General features: G+C 70.3%; 17 protein-coding genes, 1 tRNA gene and 1 other RNA gene. 5 read left to right on the top strand and 14 right to left on the bottom strand.

Annotated elements, in window-relative coordinates; genetic code table 11:
- Positions 1–17 precede the first annotated feature (17 nt).
- From RR3_RS19785 to prfB, 12 genes are all read right to left on the bottom strand, one after another.
- Positions 18–1226: an MFS transporter gene (locus RR3_RS19785; RefSeq protein WP_017680855.1), complete on the bottom strand. Its 1209-nt coding sequence runs from the start codon at positions 1224–1226 to the stop codon at positions 18–20.
- 62 nt (positions 1227–1288) lie between these two features.
- Positions 1289–2923, bottom strand: coding sequence for a phosphoglucomutase (alpha-D-glucose-1,6-bisphosphate-dependent) (pgm, locus tag RR3_RS19780; protein ID WP_010594664.1), 1635 nt, complete (start codon positions 2921–2923; stop codon positions 1289–1291).
- Between the two features lie 78 nt (positions 2924–3001).
- A complete protein-coding gene (crcB, locus tag RR3_RS19775; protein ID WP_026137790.1) occupies positions 3002–3346 on the bottom strand; it encodes a fluoride efflux transporter CrcB in 345 nt (114 codons plus the stop codon).
- Positions 3343–3699 carry a fluoride efflux transporter FluC gene (locus RR3_RS19770; RefSeq protein ID WP_010594666.1) on the bottom strand — a complete coding sequence of 119 codons (357 nt, stop codon included), beginning with the start codon at positions 3697–3699 and terminating at the stop codon, positions 3343–3345. The genes crcB and RR3_RS19770 overlap by 4 nt, the downstream gene beginning before the upstream one ends.
- 67 nt (positions 3700–3766) lie before the next feature.
- Positions 3767–4135, bottom strand: a transfer-messenger RNA (tmRNA) gene (gene ssrA / locus RR3_RS19765).
- 101 nt (positions 4136–4236) lie between these two features.
- Complete coding sequence (locus RR3_RS19760; RefSeq protein WP_483475738.1) at positions 4237–5091, bottom strand: EamA family transporter; 855 nt, start codon at positions 5089–5091, stop codon at positions 4237–4239.
- Positions 5088–5561 (bottom strand): SsrA-binding protein SmpB, encoded by a 474-nt coding sequence (gene smpB / locus RR3_RS19755; protein ID WP_010594668.1) that lies wholly within the window; start codon positions 5559–5561, stop codon positions 5088–5090. Before smpB ends, RR3_RS19760 begins: the two co-directional genes overlap by 4 nt.
- A gap of 93 nt (positions 5562–5654) precedes the next feature.
- A complete protein-coding gene (gene ftsX, locus RR3_RS19750; protein WP_010594669.1) occupies positions 5655–6560 on the bottom strand; it encodes a permease-like cell division protein FtsX in 906 nt (301 codons plus the stop codon).
- 60 nt (positions 6561–6620) lie between these two features.
- Positions 6621–7310, bottom strand: coding sequence for a cell division ATP-binding protein FtsE (ftsE, locus tag RR3_RS19745; protein ID WP_010594670.1), 690 nt, complete (start codon positions 7308–7310; stop codon positions 6621–6623).
- Between the two features lie 31 nt (positions 7311–7341).
- Complete coding sequence (locus RR3_RS19740) at positions 7342–7785, bottom strand: Rv3103c transmembrane domain-containing protein (RefSeq protein WP_010594671.1); 444 nt, start codon at positions 7783–7785, stop codon at positions 7342–7344.
- Positions 7782–8666 carry a mechanosensitive ion channel family protein gene (locus tag RR3_RS19735; RefSeq protein ID WP_026137792.1) on the bottom strand — a complete coding sequence of 295 codons (885 nt, stop codon included), beginning with the start codon at positions 8664–8666 and terminating at the stop codon, positions 7782–7784. Before RR3_RS19735 ends, RR3_RS19740 begins: the two co-directional genes overlap by 4 nt.
- Before the next feature lie 30 nt (positions 8667–8696).
- Positions 8697–9821 carry a peptide chain release factor 2 gene (gene prfB, locus RR3_RS19730; protein ID WP_010594673.1) on the bottom strand — a complete coding sequence of 375 codons (1125 nt, stop codon included), beginning with the start codon at positions 9819–9821 and terminating at the stop codon, positions 8697–8699.
- 78 nt (positions 9822–9899) lie between these two features.
- On the opposite strand from prfB, the gene hisN reads away from it, so the two are divergent.
- The 3 genes from hisN to RR3_RS19715 all read left to right on the top strand — a co-directional run bounded on the left by hisN (position 9900) and on the right by RR3_RS19715 (position 13431).
- A complete protein-coding gene (gene hisN, locus RR3_RS19725; protein WP_017680856.1) occupies positions 9900–10694 on the top strand; it encodes a histidinol-phosphatase in 795 nt (264 codons plus the stop codon).
- A 90-nt stretch (positions 10695–10784) separates the two neighbouring features.
- Complete coding sequence (locus RR3_RS19720; protein WP_026137793.1) at positions 10785–12179, top strand: acyl-CoA dehydrogenase family protein; 1395 nt, start codon at positions 10785–10787, stop codon at positions 12177–12179.
- Between the two features lie 43 nt (positions 12180–12222).
- Positions 12223–13431 (top strand): acyl-CoA dehydrogenase family protein, encoded by a 1209-nt coding sequence (locus RR3_RS19715; protein WP_010594677.1) that lies wholly within the window; start codon positions 12223–12225, stop codon positions 13429–13431.
- Between the two features lie 149 nt (positions 13432–13580).
- Here RR3_RS19715 and RR3_RS19710 read toward each other — a convergent pair whose 3' ends face one another.
- Positions 13581–13826 carry an ion transport protein gene (locus tag RR3_RS19710; RefSeq protein ID WP_237210792.1) on the bottom strand — a complete coding sequence of 82 codons (246 nt, stop codon included), beginning with the start codon at positions 13824–13826 and terminating at the stop codon, positions 13581–13583.
- 50 nt (positions 13827–13876) lie between these two features.
- On the opposite strand from RR3_RS19710, the gene RR3_RS19705 reads away from it, so the two are divergent.
- The gene (locus tag RR3_RS19705; RefSeq protein ID WP_048770764.1) at positions 13877–15520 is read left to right on the top strand and encodes an acyl-CoA synthetase; all 1644 of its coding nucleotides are present in this window, start codon (positions 13877–13879) and stop codon (positions 15518–15520) included.
- A 52-nt stretch (positions 15521–15572) separates the two neighbouring features.
- Here the strand turns inward: RR3_RS19705 and RR3_RS19700 are convergent.
- Positions 15573–15649, bottom strand: a tRNA-Met gene (locus tag RR3_RS19700).
- Positions 15650–16082: 433 nt separating this feature from the next.
- On the opposite strand from RR3_RS19700, the gene RR3_RS19695 reads away from it, so the two are divergent.
- A complete protein-coding gene (locus RR3_RS19695) occupies positions 16083–16646 on the top strand; it encodes a transglycosylase family protein (protein ID WP_040272500.1) in 564 nt (187 codons plus the stop codon).
- The last annotated feature ends 58 nt before the right edge of the window (positions 16647–16704 follow it).

The raw sequence follows: 16704 nt of genomic DNA, 5'->3' as shown, positions 1-16704 counted from the left end.
AGTACCGAGGTCGACGCTCAGCGCTCCGTGGCTTCGGTCACCGCGGGTTCCCGGGTGAGCCGCGGCGCCAGCGCCCAGGGCACGGCCACCAGCAGCATGACGGCACCGGTCACGGCGAAGGCGGCCCCGTACGACAGGTGCTGCGCCAGGACTCCGGCGGCGACCGGTCCGATCACCGCGCCCACGTCGGCGGTCATCTGGAACGTCGCCAGCACCGGGCCGCCGCGCGCCTTGCTGCCGACGACGTCGGCGACGGACGCCTGCTGGGCCGGGTTCATCAGGCCCGACCCGACGCCGGCCAGCAGTGAGGTCGCGAAGAACAGCGCGAGGTTCGTGGTCAGGCCCATCGCGATGGTGCTGGTCCCGCACACCACGAGCCCCAGCAGGACGAACGGGCGGCGGCCGAACCGGTCGGACAACCGCCCGGAGACCATCAGGACCAGGGCGTTGCCCACGGCGAACACCGTCAGCGCCACCCCGGCGAGCCCGGCGTCGCGTCCGAGCACCTCTACGACGAACAGCGGCACCATCGCCACCCGCACGCCGAAGACGACCCAGCCGTTGGCGAAGTTCGATCCGAGTGCGGCCCGGTACACCGGCGACCGCAGGGCCTCCCGCAGCCGCATCGCGGGCATGCCGGCGCCCGAGTCCGGCGCGGCGAGCGCGGAGTGGCGCAGGCTCACGAACACGACGGCCGCTGCGACGAGGAGGGCCACCGCATAGATCAGGAACGGTGCCCGCAACCCCAGTCCTACCAGCGCGCCGCCGACGAGCGGACCGCCGATGTTGCCGAGCAGGAAGCTCGTCGCGTAGAGCCCCGACACCCGGCCCCGCGCGTTCGGTGGGGAGATGCGGATCAGCAACCCGAACGCCGAGACGGTGAACATGGTCGAGCCGATCCCGCCGAGCGCCCGGAACAGCAGCAGCTGCCAGTAGTCCGTCGCGAAGGCGCAGGCGCCGGTCGACAGCGCCACGATGAGCACACCGGCGGTGTACACCGGCCGCTCCCCCAGCCGCTGCACGAGTTTTCCGCTGGCGGGAGCGAACAGCAGCCGCATGGCCGCGAACGCGGAGATCACGACGGACGCCGCGGTGACCCCGACGCCGAAACTGCGCGCGAACTGCGGCAGCGCGGGCGCGACGAGACCGAAGCCGAGAGCGATGACGAAGGCCGCGCTGACCAGGACCCAGATCTCCCGCGGCAAGGCGGCGTCGCGTGTTCGCATGATGGGCCTGATGTTAGCGACGCGCACGACCGGTCCGGCAGGCGCGTCCCGCCGGTACGGACTCAGCCGAGAACGTGGGACACCAGGTCGCGGGCCGCGTCCTGGACCTGCGCGAGATGGTCGGGGCCGAGGAACGATTCGGCGTAGATTTTGTACACGTCCTCGGTGCCCGACGGCCGGGCCGCGAACCACGCGTTCTCCGTGGTGACCTTCAGTCCGCCGATCGCGGCACCGTTGCCCGGCGCGGCGGTGAGGGTCGCGGTGATCGGCTCGCCGGCCAGTTCGGTGGCGTCGACCTGTTCGGGCGAGAGCTTCCCCAGCACCGCCTTCTGCTCCCGCGTGGCGGGTGCGTCCACCCGGGCGTACGACGGGTCGCCGTAGCGCTCGGCGAGCTCGGCGTAGCGCCGGGACGGGGTCGTGCCGGTCACGGCGGTGATCTCGGACGCGAGCAGGGCCAGCAGGATGCCGTCCTTGTCGGTGGTCCACACCGAGCCGTCGCGCCGCAGGAACGACGCGCCGGCGCTCTCCTCCCCGCCGAATCCGAGGGTGCCGTCGAGCAGGCCGGGAACGAACCACTTGAAGCCCACCGGAACTTCGAGCAGCCCGCGGCCCAGGCCCGCGGCCACCCGGTCGATCATCGACGAGCTCACGAGGGTCTTGCCGACCTTCGCCTCGGCGGACCACCCGGAACGGTGCCGGTACAGGTAGTCGATGGCGACCGCGAGGTAGTGGTTCGGGTTCATCAGCCCCCCGTCGGGGGTGACGATGCCGTGCCGGTCGGCGTCGGCGTCGTTGCCGGTGGCCAGGTCGTAGCGGTCGCGGGTGCCGATCAGCGACGCCATCGCGTTGGGCGACGAGCAGTCCATCCGGATCTTGCCGTCGGTGTCGAGGGTCATGAACCGCCACGTGGCGTCGACGAGCGGGTTGACGACGGTCAGGTCCAGCCGGTGCCGCTCGGCGATCTCGCCCCAGTAGTCGACGCTCGCACCGCCGAGGGGGTCGGCGCCGACGCGCAGCCCGGCCTCACGGACGGCGTCGAGGTCCACGACGTTCGGCAGGTCGTCGATGTAGGCGGCGAGGAAGTCGTGCCGGCCGGCTGCGGCGAGCGCCCGGGCGGCAGGGACCCGGCGCACCCCGTCGAGTCCCGCGGCGAGCAGCTCGTTGGCGCGCGCCGCGATCGCCGACGTCGCGTCCGTGTCGGCCGGCCCACCGTGCGGGGGGTTGTACTTGAATCCGCCGTCGCGGGGCGGGTTGTGCGACGGGGTGACGACGATCCCGTCGGCGCGGGCCCCGGATCCGGCGGCGGCGTTGTGCCGCAGGATCGCGTGGCTCACGGCCGGGGTGGGTGTGTAGCGGTCGCGGGCGTCGACGACCACATCGACGCCGTTGGCGGCGAGCACCTCGAGTGCGCTCGTCCATGCCGGTTCCGACAGCGCGTGGGTGTCGCGGCCGAGGAACAGCGGCCCGGTGACCTGCTGCGCCGCCCGGTATTCGACGATCGCTTGGGTCGTGGCGAGGATGTGCTGCTCGTTGAAGGCGCCGTCGAGGCTCGATCCGCGGTGACCCGAGGTGCCGAAGGCAACCTGCTGCAACGGATCCTGCGGGTCCGGCGTCACCGTGTAGTACGCGGTGACCAGGTGCGCGAGATCCTCCAGATCCGCGGCTGCCGCCGGTTGTCCCGCTCGTTCGTGCGCCATGTGACCTCCTCGTCCACCCGACCTTGCCCTGCTCATCTTGCCCGGCCTGCGTGCACCGCGCGCGTCGATCGCCGGCGGTCAGGACGTGAGGGCGAACCCGGCCCAGGCCGCGGCCGTCCCGGCCAGCACGCTCACCACCGCATATGCCGTCGCGGTGGCCGGGCGGCGCACGCGTACGAGACCGACCGCTTCGACGGCGAACGTCGAATAGGTGGTCAGGCCTCCGCAGAATCCGGTGCCGAGCAGCGCGAACGTCGCCGGTGCCAGCGCGGCGCCGGACAGCAGGCCCAGCAGCAGGCAGCCCAGAACGTTGACCGTCATCGTCGCCACCGGGACGCTGCGATAGGAGCGGACGTGCCGGCCCGCGAGGTAGCGCAGGACCGCACCGGCACCGCCGCCGACGGCGACGAGCAGGACGGTCATCGGGTCGCCGACCGGTGCCGCCACGCCTCACCGGTGGCCATCCCGACGCGTGCCGCCGTGAGTGCCCCGACGAGGGTCACAGTCACGTACAGGACGGCCGTCGCGGGGTGGCGGACGGTGTCGACGGCGAACGTGGAAAAGGTGGTGTAGCCGCCGAGTACGCCGACACCCAGGAACAGGCGCCACAGGCGATCGGGACCGAGCAGCGCGGCGACGAGGCCGAGCAGCAGCGAGCCGGCGACGTTGATCGCCGCGATCGTCCAGATGCCGGGGAACTGCACGGCCAGGGCGTACCGGGCCACGGCGCCCACCGCTCCGCCCGCGGCGACCACGGCCGTCGGTTTGTACTCCATGCCGGTAACCGTAGAGGTCCGGCAGATGCGAAGGACCCCGGCCGGGTGGCCGGGGTCCTTCGCGTTCCGGTGGAGCTGCCGGGAATCGAACCCGGGTCCTCCGCCGCCTCGCCAGGGCTTCTCCGTGTGCAGTTCGCTATGTCTCTACTTGGATCTCCCGGTCCCGCGAACAAGCCGAGATGACGATCCCAGTCGCTGTTTGCTGTCCCGTACGGCTCCGCGACCGAGCCGTACGGTGAAGCTCCCTAGTCGATGCCAGGATCCGGGGCGGGAGCACACCCGGTCTGACAGAGACGCACTCGCTTAGGCAGCGAGGGCGTACTCGCGCTGAGTAGACTCGGCGCTTATTGGTTTGCAGCGACGCTTACGGTGGTCTCTTGCCTGCACCGACACGCTTCCCCTAGCTCAACGTACGCAGTCGAAACCGTTCAGCCCCGTACGTACCTGCGACCTTCGCAGGACTACCCACTCTAACGCGCGGACCCCCCTTCGTCATTCCCATTTCCGCCGCGCCGCGGATGACGTGGATCACAGCCGTCACGCGGCCGCGGTGATCATGCCTACGGCGGTGAGGGCGAGCAGCATGCCGGCCGTCTGACCACGCCCGATACGCTCGCCCAGCACGATCATCGCCAGCAGCACGGTCGCCGCCGGGTACAGCGCGCCGATGACGCTGACCAGCGACAGCATGCCGCCCTGGAAGGCGAACATCAGCGCACCGTTGGCGATCACGTCCAGGACCGCGACCGCGACGATGTGCGGGTACACCCGCCCCGGCGGCCGGATCAGCTGCCGCACCCCCAGAGCCACGGCCCACACCACGAGCGTCGCGGTGAGCCGCGACATGCCGAGAGGCCACAGGCCGGTGCCCTCGGGGACTCGGTGCAGCGCGACGAACATCAGCGCGAACGCGACCCCGGAGCCGACGGTCAGCCACGCCACGTTCGCGGTGAAGCGTGGCTGCTCGTCCCCGGCGACGCTCTCCCTCGATTCCCTGCTGACCAGCACGACGGCGACGAGGGCGATCGCGATTCCGGCGTAGGCGACCGGCCCGGGCCGCTCCCCCGCCGTGACGCCGACGAGCACCGGGATCCCGGCCACGAGCACGGCGGTGAGTGGGGACACCACCGACATCGGACCGGCGGCGAGCGCGAGATAGAACCACCAGATCGCGACGCCGCCGGCCACACCGGCCGCCGCACCCCAGCCGAGCGACCCGGCCGTGACGTCACCGCCGACGAGCGGCGCGACGGCGAGCACCAGCAGCAGCGACAGCGGGTACGACACGAGCACGAACCGCAGCGCCGCCACCTGCCGGGACGCGACTCCGCCGAGGAAGTCGCTCACCCCGTAGCCGACCGCGGCCACCAGGGCGAGCACGATCGCCGTCAGCGCATGCCCTTCACCCGCCGGCCGAGTTCGCGGGTCACCTCGCGCTCGGCGGTGCGACGGGCCAGATCCTGGCGCTTGTCGTAGTCCTGCTTACCCCGGGCCAGAGCCAGCTCGACCTTCACCTTGCCGTCGGAGAAGTACATCGACAGCGGCACCAGGGTCTGGTTGCCCTCGCGGGTCTTGCCCACGAGGTTGTCGATCTCCCGGCGGTGCAGCAGCAACTTGCGGGTGCGCCGCGGCGCGTGGTTGGTCCACGTACCGTGTCCGTACTCGGGGATGTGCAACCCGCGCAGCCACACCTCACCGTCGTCGACGGTGGCGAACGCGTCGACGAGCGAGGCCTTGCCCTCGCGCAGGCTCTTGACCTCTGTGCCCAGGAGTGCGACTCCGGCCTCGTACGTGTCCAGAATGGTGTAGTTGTGCCGCGCCTTGCGGTTGGTCGCAATGACCTTGCGGCCCTTTTCCTTCACTTTCGGGCCCCTCCGGTCCTCGATGCGTCCGACAGATCTGTGTACAGCATAGGTAGCGGAGACAACCGGATATTCCCGCGCACCGGCGCGGAGCTATTCGCGCACGTACAGGCGCAGGGTGACGTAGGCGGTCAACGCCGCCATGCCGACGCCCACCAGCACCAGGATCGGCGAGACCAGCAGTACGTCGCTGTTGGAGATGCGGGCGACGATGTTGGCCTCGTAGACCTCCGAGAGCACCTCGTCGACGAAGGCGCCCTTCGCGGCGAACAACCCGGCGATGGCCAGCGCCGCGCCGATCACGGCCGCCACGACGGCCTCGAGCAGGAACGGCAACTGGGTGTACCAGCGGGTCGCGCCCACCAGCCGCATGATGCCCACCTCGGTGCGGCGGGTGAACGCGGCGATCTGCACCATGTTCGCGATGAGCAGGATCGCAGCGACCGCCTGGACCGTGGCGATCGCGAACGCGGCGTTGCGGACGCCGCCCAGCACGCTGAACAGCCTCTCGACGAGGTCCTTCTGGTTGAGGACACTGTCGACCCCGGGGCGGACGGCGAACTGGTCCTCGATCACCCCGAACCGGTCGGGGTCGGAAAGCTTGATCTTGAACGAGGCCGGGAAGCTCTCGGGGCTGACGAGTTCGGCGAGTTCCGGCTGGTCCTTGAAAACCCGCTCGGTCGCGTCGGCGACGGCGTCCTCGCGGTTGAGGTACTGCACCGACACCACTGCCGGGGTGTTCTCGAGGTCCGAGCGCAGGGTCCGGCAGATGTCCTGCTCGCAGTCCGGATCGAGGGTCGAGATGTCCTCGGTGAGGAACACCTGCACCTCGACCCGGTCGAGGAAGATCTGCTGCGTCTTGTCCGCCATCTGCACGACGAGCAGGCCCGCGCCGAACAGGCCGAGGGAGATCGCGGTGGTCAGGATCATCGCGACGGTCATGGTCAGGTTGCGGCGCAGGCCGGTGGCGACCTCGCTCAGGATGAAGCTGGCACGCATGGAGTGTCGAAGTCCTTCGGTTGCCGGAGGGGGCGAGTGCGGTGGAGCGGGAGAACGCGGTCAGCGGCCGACGCCGTAGACGCCGCGCGCCTCGTCGCGCACGACCCGCCCGAGGTCGAGCTCGACCACCCGGCGCCGCATCGAGTCGACGATGTGATGGTCGTGAGTGGCCATCAGCACGGTGGTTCCCGTTCGGTTGATGCGTTCGAGCAGCATCATGATGTCCTGGCTGGTGTCCGGGTCGAGGTTGCCGGTCGGCTCGTCGGCCATGAGCACGAGCGGGCGGTTCACGAACGCCCGCGCGATCGCGACGCGCTGCTGTTCGCCACCGGACAGCTCGGTGGGCAGGCGGTCGGCCTTGCCGGACAGGCCGACGAGGTCGAGCACCTCGGGCACGGTGCGCGCGATGACCGAGCGGGGCTTGCCGATCACCTCGAGCGCGAACGCGACGTTCTCGGCCACCGTCTTGCGCTGCAGCAACCGGAAGTCCTGGAACACGCAGCCCAGGTTCTGCCGCAACCTGGGCACCCGGCGCGCCGACAGGCGGTTGACGTGGAAGTCCGCCACGTGGATGTCACCCGAGGTGGGCGTGTCGTCACGCAGGAGCAGCCGCAGGAAGGTCGACTTCCCGGAACCGGACGGGCCGATCAGGAAGACGAACTCGCCCTTGTCGATCTCGACGCTCACCTTGTCGAGAGCCGGCCGGGTCGACGTCTTGTACGACTTGGACACATTCTCCAGGCGGATCACGCCGCCATGCTAGCCGTTATCGGACGGTGACCTAAGGAACCGACTCGCCGGTAGGTTCGGTGGGGGACGAATCGCCGAGGCCGGGAATCGGGATCTCGGGCAACCGCAGGCCGGGCTGGGTCGTCGTGGTCGTCGGGGCCGGGGCACCGGGCACCGCCTCCGAGCCGCGTCCGCCGGGAGTCGATCCGGTGCCCGTCGGCGTGGGGTCGGCCGTCGTCGGAGCCGGTTCGGTGGTGGTGGGGACGGTGGTGGTCGGAGTGGGCTCGACCGGGGCCTCCGGCACGTACGGCACGTACGGCACGTCGCTGACGACGACCGCGCCCGGCGGCGCCGCCGCGTTCTGCTCGTCCTCCGGATTCAGGTACACGTACAGCAACCACAGGCCGACCCAGAGCACGCACAGGCTCAACGTGGTGGTGCGCACCCGGCCGCCGAGGACGTGGTCCGGGATGTGGAATCGGCGTCGCTCGCTCACTGCACCGCCTCGATACCGTGGATCGGGGTGGAGGTGTCCAGCTGGGGGTTGACGCTCATCCCCCTGCGGCGCAGCGCCAGCGCGACGCGCACCCGGAGTTCGCGGCCCACCTGGAACTGCTTGCCGGGCAGGGTCCGGGCCACCATACGGACGCTGACCTGATCGACCTCGAGACTCTCGACTCCCATCACGGTCGGCTCGTCGAGCAGCAGTTCCCTGAGCTTCTCGTCCTCGAACGCCGCGACACCGACCTCGTGCAGGATGTCGTTGACCTCTGCGATGTCCGCGGTGACCGGGATCGGCACGTCGACGACGGCACGGGCCCAGTCCTTCGACAGGTTGACAGCCTTGTTGATCTGCCCGTTGGGCACGGTGATGACCTCGCCGGCGGCGTTGCGCAGTTTCGTCACCCGCAGGGTGACGTCCTCGACCGTGCCGACGGCATCGGCGGAGGCACCGGTGACCGAGATCTGGACGGTGTCACCGAACCCGTACTGCCGCTCGGTGATGATGAAGAATCCGGCGAGGATGTCCTGGACGATGCGCTGGGCACCGAAACCGAGCGCGGCACCGAGCACCGTGGCCGGCGCCACGAGGCTGCCGATGGGGAGCGCCAGGTAGTCGAAGACCTTCAGGGTCGCGACGATGTAGACGAACGTGATGACCACCCAGGTGATCACCTGCGCCACCGAGTGGCGGTGCTTGGTGACCTCCGAGCGCACCAGGGCGTCGGACTGCTGGTAGGTCTCGTCGATGCGCCGCGTGATCCGGCCACCGACCCAGCTCACGAATCGCGCGACGAGCGCGGCGCCGAGCACCGTGAGCGCGATCTGCAGACCGCTGCTCGACAGCCAGTCGAGAATCCTGCTACCGGGAAACAGGGTTCGATCCTCCGTGTCGCTGGTTCCGGACTACTGGTTCTGCTTCTGGTTCTCGCGCATGCGCCACCGGATGCCCTCCTCGAGGAACCCGTCGATGTCGCCGTCGAGGACGGCCGACGGATTGTTCACCTCGTGCTCGGTGCGCAGGTCCTTGACCATCTGGTAGGGGTGCAGGACGTAGGAGCGCATCTGGTTGCCCCAGGAGCTCCCGCCGTCGCCCTTGAGGGCGTCCATCTCGGCGCGCTCCTCCTGCCGCTTGCGTTCGAGCAGCTTGGCCTGCAGCACGCGCATGGCCGAGACCTTGTTCTGCAGCTGCGACTTCTCGTTCTGGCAGGTGACGACGATGCCCGTGGGGATGTGGGTCAGTCGCACCGCGGAGTCGGTGGTGTTGACGGACTGCCCGCCCGGGCCGGACGAGCGGTACACGTCGACGCGGATGTCGTTCTCGTCGACGTCGATGTGGTCGGTCGTCTCGACGACGGGCAGCACCTCGACCTCGGCGAACGACGTCTGGCGCCGGCCCTGGTTGTCGAAGGGGCTGATACGCACGAGCCGGTGGGTGCCCATCTCGACCGAGAGGGTGCCGTACGTGTAGGGCGCCTTGATCGCGAAGGTCGCGGACTTGATGCCCGCCTCCTCCGCATACGAGGTGTCATAGACCTCCACCGGATAGCCGTGCTTGTCGGCCCACCGGATGTACATCCGCATGAGCATCTCGGCCCAGTCGGCGGCGTCGACGCCGCCGGCGCCGGCGCGGATGTTGACCAGCGCGTCGCGCTGGTCGTACTCGCCGGAGAGCAGGGTCCGCACCTCCATCGCCTCGATGTCGGTGCGCAGGGCGGCACGCTCGGCGTCGGCGTCGGCCAGCGCGACGGTGCGGTCCTCCCCCTCCTCGCCCTCGGCGAGTTCGTAGAGCACCGGCAGGTCGTCGAGCCGTGAGCGCAGCTCCTCGACGCGCCGCAGTTCACCCTGGGCGTGCGAGAGCTGGCTGGTGACCTGCTGCGCATGCTCCTGGTCGTTCCACAACTCCGGGTCGGCGGCCTGGTGCTCGAGTTCGTCGATGCGCCGGCGCAGCTCGTCCACGTCGAGGACCGCCTCGACGGTCTCGAGGGTGGTCGCCAGTTCGGCCAGGTCTGCGGAAACATCGGGATGCACGATTCTCAAGGCTACCGGGTGTGCGGCGTGACCTCGCCACCGCTGGGGGCCGGGTGGGCCTCGACTAGCGTCTGGGGCATGAGCACGGACTTCTCGGCCGATCTGGATCTCGCCCTGCGCCTCGCCGACGAGGCGGACGCCATCACCCGCACCCGGTTCGGCGCCCTGGACCTGACCGTCACCGACAAGCCGGACCTGACCCCGGTGTCGGATGCCGATCTCGGCGTCGAACGCGCCGTGCGCGGCACGCTCGGCGCCGAGCGCCCGGGGGACGCGATCCTCGGCGAGGAGTTCGGGGGCGACGCGGTGTTCACCGGCCGCCAGTGGGTGGTCGATCCGATCGACGGGACCAAGAACTTCGTGCGCGGTGTGCCGGTGTGGGCCAGCCTGATCGCCCTGCTCGACGACGGCGTGCCGGTGGTGGGGGTGGTGAGCGCCCCGGCGTTGAACCGCCGTTGGTGGGCCGCGGCCGGCGCGGGATCGTGGCTGGCGTACGACGGCGGGCAGCCGCGCCGCATCTCGGTCTCGCAGGTCGCCGAGCTGTCCGCCGCGTCGCTGAGCTTCTCGAGCCTGTCCGGCTGGCGCGACCGCGGCCGGCGCGACGAGTTCGTCGCGCTCACCGACGAGGTGTGGCGGGTGCGGGCCTACGGCGACTTCTACTCGTACTGCCTGCTCGCCGAGGGCGCGGTGGACGTCGCACTGGAGCCCGAGGTGTCCCTGTGGGACCTGGCTGCGCTGGACGTGCTGGTCCGGGAGGCCGGGGGCCGGTTCACGAATCTCGACGGTGCGGCCGGCCCGCACGGTGGCAGCGCGGTCGCCACCAACGGAGCGCTGCACGACGGTGTGCTCACCCGTCTGCAGCACGCCGGATAGGGCACGCACCACCAACTTACTCGATAGTAGACAGCAATCTTACTCCGCAGTAAGATTGTGGGCGTCCGTCCCCACATCGAGAAACCTCTGGTGATCATGAGCAAGCAAGACAGTGTGGCCCGGAACACCCCCCGCGATACGTCCGCCGTGGGCCTGAACCCCCTCCGGCGGGACGCCATGGGCGCGGCGATGCGTGTGCTCACCCGGATCACCGGTTCGGAACTCGCGGACCGGTACAACCTCCGGCAGGCCATCGACCGGGTGACCTACCAGTCCACCAAGACCGGCTTCAAGACGCTCGGCGCCGCCACCCGCACCTTCAAGAAGGTCACCGGCGGATCCGGCACACCGCAGCGCCTCGACACCGCCGTCCGCACCGACCTGTTCGACCTGACCCCCACCGACGATCAGCAGATGATCGCCGAGACCGTCCGCGAGTTCGCCGCCGAGATCCTGCGGCCCGCTGCACACGATGCCGACGAGGCAGCCGCCGCCCCCGCCGACCTCCTCGCCCGGGCCGCCGAACTCGGCATCACCCTCGTCAACGTGCCCGAGGCATTCGAGGGAGCCGCCACCGAGCGGGGCGCCGTCACCAACACCCTCGTCGCCGAGGCACTCGCCCACGGCGACATGGGGCTGGCGCTGCCGATCCTCGCGCCGAGCGGCGTCGCGGTCGCCCTCACCCAGTGGGGCACCGAGGAGCAGCAGCGGACGTACCTGCCGGCGTTCGCCGGCGACGACGTCCCCCAGGCCTGCGTCGTGATCACCGAGCCGCGCGCCCTGTTCGACCCCTTCGCGCTGCAGACCAAGGCGGTGCGCTCCCCCAGCGGCTACCGGCTCACCGGCGTCAAGTCCCTGGTGCCGGCCGCCGGCAGCGCCGAACTGTTCGTCGTCGCCGCCGAACTCGACGGAAAGCCGTCGCTGTTCCTGGTCGAATCCGACAGCAAGGGCCTGGTGATCGAGGCCGACCCGTCGATGGGTCTGCGCGCCGCCGGGCTCGGCCGGCTGCACCTGACCGACGTCGCCGTGCCGCAGTCCGCCCTCCTCGGCGACGCCGACGCCGACGTGCGCGCCGAGCAGTACGCGGACGCCGTCCGCCTCGCCCGGCTCGGCTGGTCCGCCCTCGCCGCGGGGACCGGACAGGCCGTGCTCGACTACGTCGTCCCCTACGTCAACGAACGGGAAGCCTTCGGCGAACCGATCAGCCATCGGCAGGCCGTCGCCTTCATGGTCGCCAACATCAAGATCGAGCTCGACGGGATCCGGCTGGTCACGCTGCGCGGCGCCGCCCGGGCCGATCAGGGCCTGTCCTTCGCCCGCGAGGCGGCGCTGGCCCGCAAGCTCGCCACCGACAAGGGTATGCAGATCGGCCTCGACGGTGTCCAACTGCTCGGCGGCCACGGCTTCACCAAGGAACACCCCGTCGAGCGCTGGTACCGCGACCTGCGCGCCGTGGGCGTCGCCGAGGGCGTCGTCCTCGTCTGAGCCGCCCGATCCGGCAGCGTCCCCTCACACCTAGGAACCCGCGATGATCAATCTCGAACTTCCCAAGAGGCTCAAGGCGTCGGCGAACCAGGCCCACCAGGTCGCCGCGCAGATCTTCCGTCCCGTCTCACGCAAGTACGACCTCGCCGAGCACGTGTACCCCGTCGAACTGGACACGATGGCGGCGATGGTCGAGGGCCTCAACGACTCCGGCCAGGGCGCCTCGGGCGCGGCGCTCGGCCGCGGCGACGAGCCCAAGAAGCAGGCCGGCAACGTCAACGGCGGCAACATGGCGTCGCTGCTCAACGTGATCGAAACCTGCTGGGGCGACGTCGGTCTGACTCTCTCGATCCCCTATCAGGGCCTCGGCAACTCGGCGATCGCCGCCGTCGCCACCGACGAACAGCTCGAGCGCTTCGGCAAGGTGTGGGCGTCGATGGCCATCACCGAGCCCAGCTTCGGCTCCGACTCCGCCGCCGTGACCACCACCGCCGTCCTCGACGGCGACGAGTGGGTCCTCAACGGCGAGAAGATCTTCGTCACCGCCGGCGAACGCTCCACCCACGTGGTCGTGTGGGCGAGCGTCGACCGGTCGAAGGGGCGCGCGGCGATCAAGTCGTTCGTCGTCCCGCGGGACGCCCCCGGCCTCAGCGTGGCCCGCCTCGAGCACAAGCTCGGCATCAAGGCCTCCGACACGGCCGTCCTCGTGCTCGACAACTGCCGGATTCCGAAGGACAACCTGCTCGGCAGCCCCGAGGTGAACGTCGAGAAGGGGTTCGCGGGGGTCATGCAGACCTTCGACAACACCCGTCCGATCGTCGCCGGCATGGCCATCGGCGTCGCCCGCGCGGCGCTCGAGGAACTGCGCGGCGTCCTCGCCGAGGCCGGTGTCGAGGTGTCCTACGACGTCCCGGCCTGCAACCAGCACGCTGCGGCCGCCGAATTCCTCGCGCTCGAGGCCGACTGGGAGGCGGCCTACCTGCAGGCGCTGCGGGCCGCGTGGATGGCCGACAACAAGCAACCCAACTCGCTGGAGGCGTCGATCTCCAAGGCCAAGGCCGGCCGCACCGGCACCGCGGTCACCCTCAAGGCAGTCGAGCTGGCGGGTACCTACGGCTACTCCGAACGTCCACTGCTCGAGAAGTGGGCGCGCGACTCGAAGATCCTCGACATCTTCGAGGGCACGCAGCAGATCCAGCAGCTCATCATCGCGCGACGGCTGCTGGGCCTGTCGAGCGCCGAACTGAAGTAGCCGGTCACAGACCACTTCTCCGAGGGGTCGGGCCCCCGCCGTACTCACCGACGGCGGGGGCCCTCTCACGCTCCGGACCGGACCGCTACCCGCGCGGCCGGGCGGGATCACCCTCGCGCGCGACGGAGCTCGTCGCGGAGCGCGACCACCTAGGCCGTCGGCGCGGCCACCTGTGCCCGAGTCGCCGCCTGGCTCGCCTCGTCCTGCTCCCCCACCCGCTCGACCAGCCAGGACGCCGGCGTGGCCGCCACGACACCGAGCAGGGCGATGACCGCGATCACCGGGGTGGCCGCGATCAGCCGTCCGACGGCTGCGACCGGCACTGCTCGGGCGGGAATCCCCCGGCCCTGACACCCCCGGTAGATCGGACGAATGTCCACTTCTGTGAAGTGCATCACCACTAGGGTTGCGGTGACGAATCCGGCACGAGCTCGAAGGGGACAGCATGCCCGGGCAGGACATCAAGGACAGGATCACCGGGGCCGTCGGGGAGGTGACCGACACACTGGGTGCCGTGCGGGTACTCGCGCGCTCCGGCCTGCTGCACTTCCCCCGGGTCGACCACGGAATCGGCACCCTCGTCGCCGTGAGCCGCTACGGCCCGTTCGCCGGACCGGTGCATGCCCACGCCGCGCGCGGCTACGACGCCGTCGCCCTCGTCGACGAGCGTGGCCGGTTGAGCTACGAGGAGCTCGAGGGACAGTCGAATGCGCTCGTACGGGCGCTGCAGGCCGACGGGGTCGCGGCGGGGGACGTGATGGGCCTGATGGCCCGCAATCACCGTGGACTCGTTCTCACCATGCTCGCGGCCGCCAAACTCGGCGCGAAGCTGGTCATGATGAATACCGGGTTCGCTCCGCGCCAGCTCGCGGACGTCGCGGAACGTGAAGGTGTCGGCACGTTCGTCTACGACGCCGAGTTCGCGGCGGTGGCCGCAGCCCTGCCGCCGGATGTGCGGACGTACAGCTCGTGGCCCGAGGGTGAGGAGCCGGGACCACCCGGCATCGAGTCCGTGCTCGCACAGTTCGATCGGTCCGCCGTTCCCGCGCCGAGCACACTCGGTGGTTTCGTGCTGCTCACCAGCGGCACGACCGGCACGCCCAAGGGTGCCCCGCGCGAGCGCACGTCGCCGCTCGCCTCGGCGCAGTTCCTGGACCGGGTACCGCTACGGCCGGGACAGACGATGCTGATGGCGGCGCCGGCGTTCCACGGGACCGGCATCTCACAGTTCGGACTCGCGCTGGCGCTGGGTCAGACCGTGGTGATGGAGCGGCGGTTCGACCCGCTCGAGACGGTTCGCCTGATCGAACGGCACCGGGCGAACGTGCTCGTCGTCGTGCCGACGATGCTGCAGCGGATCCTGGACCTCGGGGGCGAGGCGATCGGCCGGTTCGACACGTCGAGCCTGCAGATCATCTTCTCCGCCGGCTCGGCGCTGTCGCCGGACGTGTGCCGGCGCACCCGCGAGTACTTCGGCGACGTCCTGCACAACCTGTACGGGTCGACCGAATGCGCGGTGGCCACCGTCGCCACGCCCGAGGACATCCGCCGGGCACCGGGCACGGCCGGACGGCCCCCGGTGACGTGCCGGGTGGAGCTGTACGACGAGGAAGGCAACCGCATCACCGAGCCCGGCAAGGTGGGCCGGATCTTCGTCGCGAGCGGGCTGAGCTTCGACGGTTACACGGACGGCCGGGACAAGGAGCGCATCAACGGACTGCTCTCGACGGGCGACGTCGGGCACTTCGACGAGGAGGGACTGCTGTTCGTCGACGGCCGGGACGACGACATGATCGTCTCCGGTGGCGAGAACGTGTACCCGCTGGAGGTGGAGAACCTTCTCGTCGAAAGGGACGACGTGTTCGACGCCGCGGTGGTCGGGGTGGAGGATCCGGACTTCGGTCACCGGCTGCGCGCCTTCGTGGTGCCGGCCGAGGGCTCCGCGCGCGACGCCGAGGAGATCAAAGAGTACGTCAAGGCGAACCTGGCGCGTTACAAGGTCCCGCGTGACGTCGTCTTCCTCGACGAACTGCCGCGCAATGCGACGGGGAAGCTGCTGCGACGCGTACTCGTCGACATGAAGCCCTGATCTCATGCGGAAGGGCCCGGCACCGGATGAACCGGTGCCGGGCCCTTCGGCGTGGTAGCGGGGACAGGATTTGAACCTGCGACCTCTGGGTTATGAGCCCAGCGAGCTACCGAGCTGCTCCACCCCGCGTTGCAGAAACGAAGTTACACGGCTCGGTGAACGGAATGCAAATCGCCTGGGCGAAGGCCTTTTTCGGGCGTCGTCGCGTGTCCTGGACCACACTCGGCACATGTTCCTCCTCACATAACGGAGGTATAACGATCGCGTGACGGGAAGGTCGACATGCCGCGGTGACCTGCGCAGAAGCGGGTCGCTCGTCCCATCTGATGGACACCCGGGGCACGGTTGCGGCCGGTAGCCCGGGTCGCGACGCATCGGTACGGTCGGTCGCGGCTCGAAACCACCGAGCCGACGCCGTCCCGCCGCCGCCGAGCTGCCCGCGGGATCCGGTACGACGAAACCTTCGGGGGGCAGCGACGCGACCCGGCCGACTGTCCGCACCGCCACGACCGAGCGGTGCCCGGGGTCCGGCGTCGGCGAGCGCGGAGAGGATTCATCCCGCATGACCACTTTCTTCAGCAAGCGTGGCCTCGGCACGGCCGTTGTCACCGGCGCCCTCGTGGCGGTGCCGTTCGGCCTCGCCACCGGCACCGCCTCCGCTGCCCCGCACAACTGGGACGCGGTGGCGGCGTGCGAGAGCGGCGGCAACTGGTCGATCGACACCGGCAACGGCTACTACGGCGGTCTGCAGTTCTCGCAGAGCACCTGGGCGGCCAACGGCGGCACCGGCAGCCCGCACACCGCTTCGAAGGCCGAGCAGATCCGCGTCGCGGAGAACACGCTGCAGACCCAGGGCCCGGGCGCGTGGCCGGTCTGCGGTCAGTACCTGACCACCGGGAGCGAGGCCGCGCCCGCGCCCGAAGCACCCGCAACCCCGGCACCCGCAACTCCGGCACCCGCGACCCCGGCACCCGCAGCACCGGCACCCGCAGCACCGGCACCCGAGGCCGCGCCGGTCGACCAGGCCGTGGAGCAGGCGCTCGGTGTCGCCGGCGAGTTCGCCGCGCAGCACGGCTTCGCTGCGCAGTTCGACCAGGTGGTCGGCGTCGCACTGCCCGGACGCTGATTCGTCCCCCGAACGACGGGGCCCCGCGCACGATGTGCGCGGGGCCCCGCTTCGGTCG

This window comes from Rhodococcus ruber NBRC 15591 (genome assembly GCF_001894945.1).
Lineage (GTDB): Bacteria > Actinomycetota > Actinomycetes > Mycobacteriales > Mycobacteriaceae > Rhodococcus > Rhodococcus ruber.
Note: the sequence above shows the minus strand (reverse complement) of the source record. Positions and strands in the feature narration are given on the sequence as shown.

Coding starts and splice junctions, on each gene's coding strand:
- RR3_RS19770 (WP_010594666.1), bottom strand. CDS start 3,699: ATGGAGTACAAACCGACGGCCGTGGTCGCCGCGGGCGGAGCGGTGGGC.
- RR3_RS19785 (WP_017680855.1), bottom strand. CDS start 1,226: ATGCGAACACGCGACGCCGCCTTGCCGCGGGAGATCTGGGTCCTGGTC.
- pgm (WP_010594664.1), bottom strand. CDS start 2,923: ATGGCGCACGAACGAGCGGGACAACCGGCGGCAGCCGCGGATCTGGAG.
- crcB (WP_026137790.1), bottom strand. CDS start 3,346: ATGACCGTCCTGCTCGTCGCCGTCGGCGGCGGTGCCGGTGCGGTCCTG.
- ftsX (WP_010594669.1), bottom strand. CDS start 6,560: ATGCGTGCCAGCTTCATCCTGAGCGAGGTCGCCACCGGCCTGCGCCGC.
- hisN (WP_017680856.1), top strand. CDS start 9,900: ATGAGCACGGACTTCTCGGCCGATCTGGATCTCGCCCTGCGCCTCGCC.
- RR3_RS19695 (WP_040272500.1), top strand. CDS start 16,083: ATGACCACTTTCTTCAGCAAGCGTGGCCTCGGCACGGCCGTTGTCACC.
- RR3_RS19715 (WP_010594677.1), top strand. CDS start 12,223: ATGATCAATCTCGAACTTCCCAAGAGGCTCAAGGCGTCGGCGAACCAG.
- RR3_RS19705 (WP_048770764.1), top strand. CDS start 13,877: ATGCCCGGGCAGGACATCAAGGACAGGATCACCGGGGCCGTCGGGGAG.
- RR3_RS19710 (WP_237210792.1), bottom strand. CDS start 13,826: ATGCACTTCACAGAAGTGGACATTCGTCCGATCTACCGGGGGTGTCAG.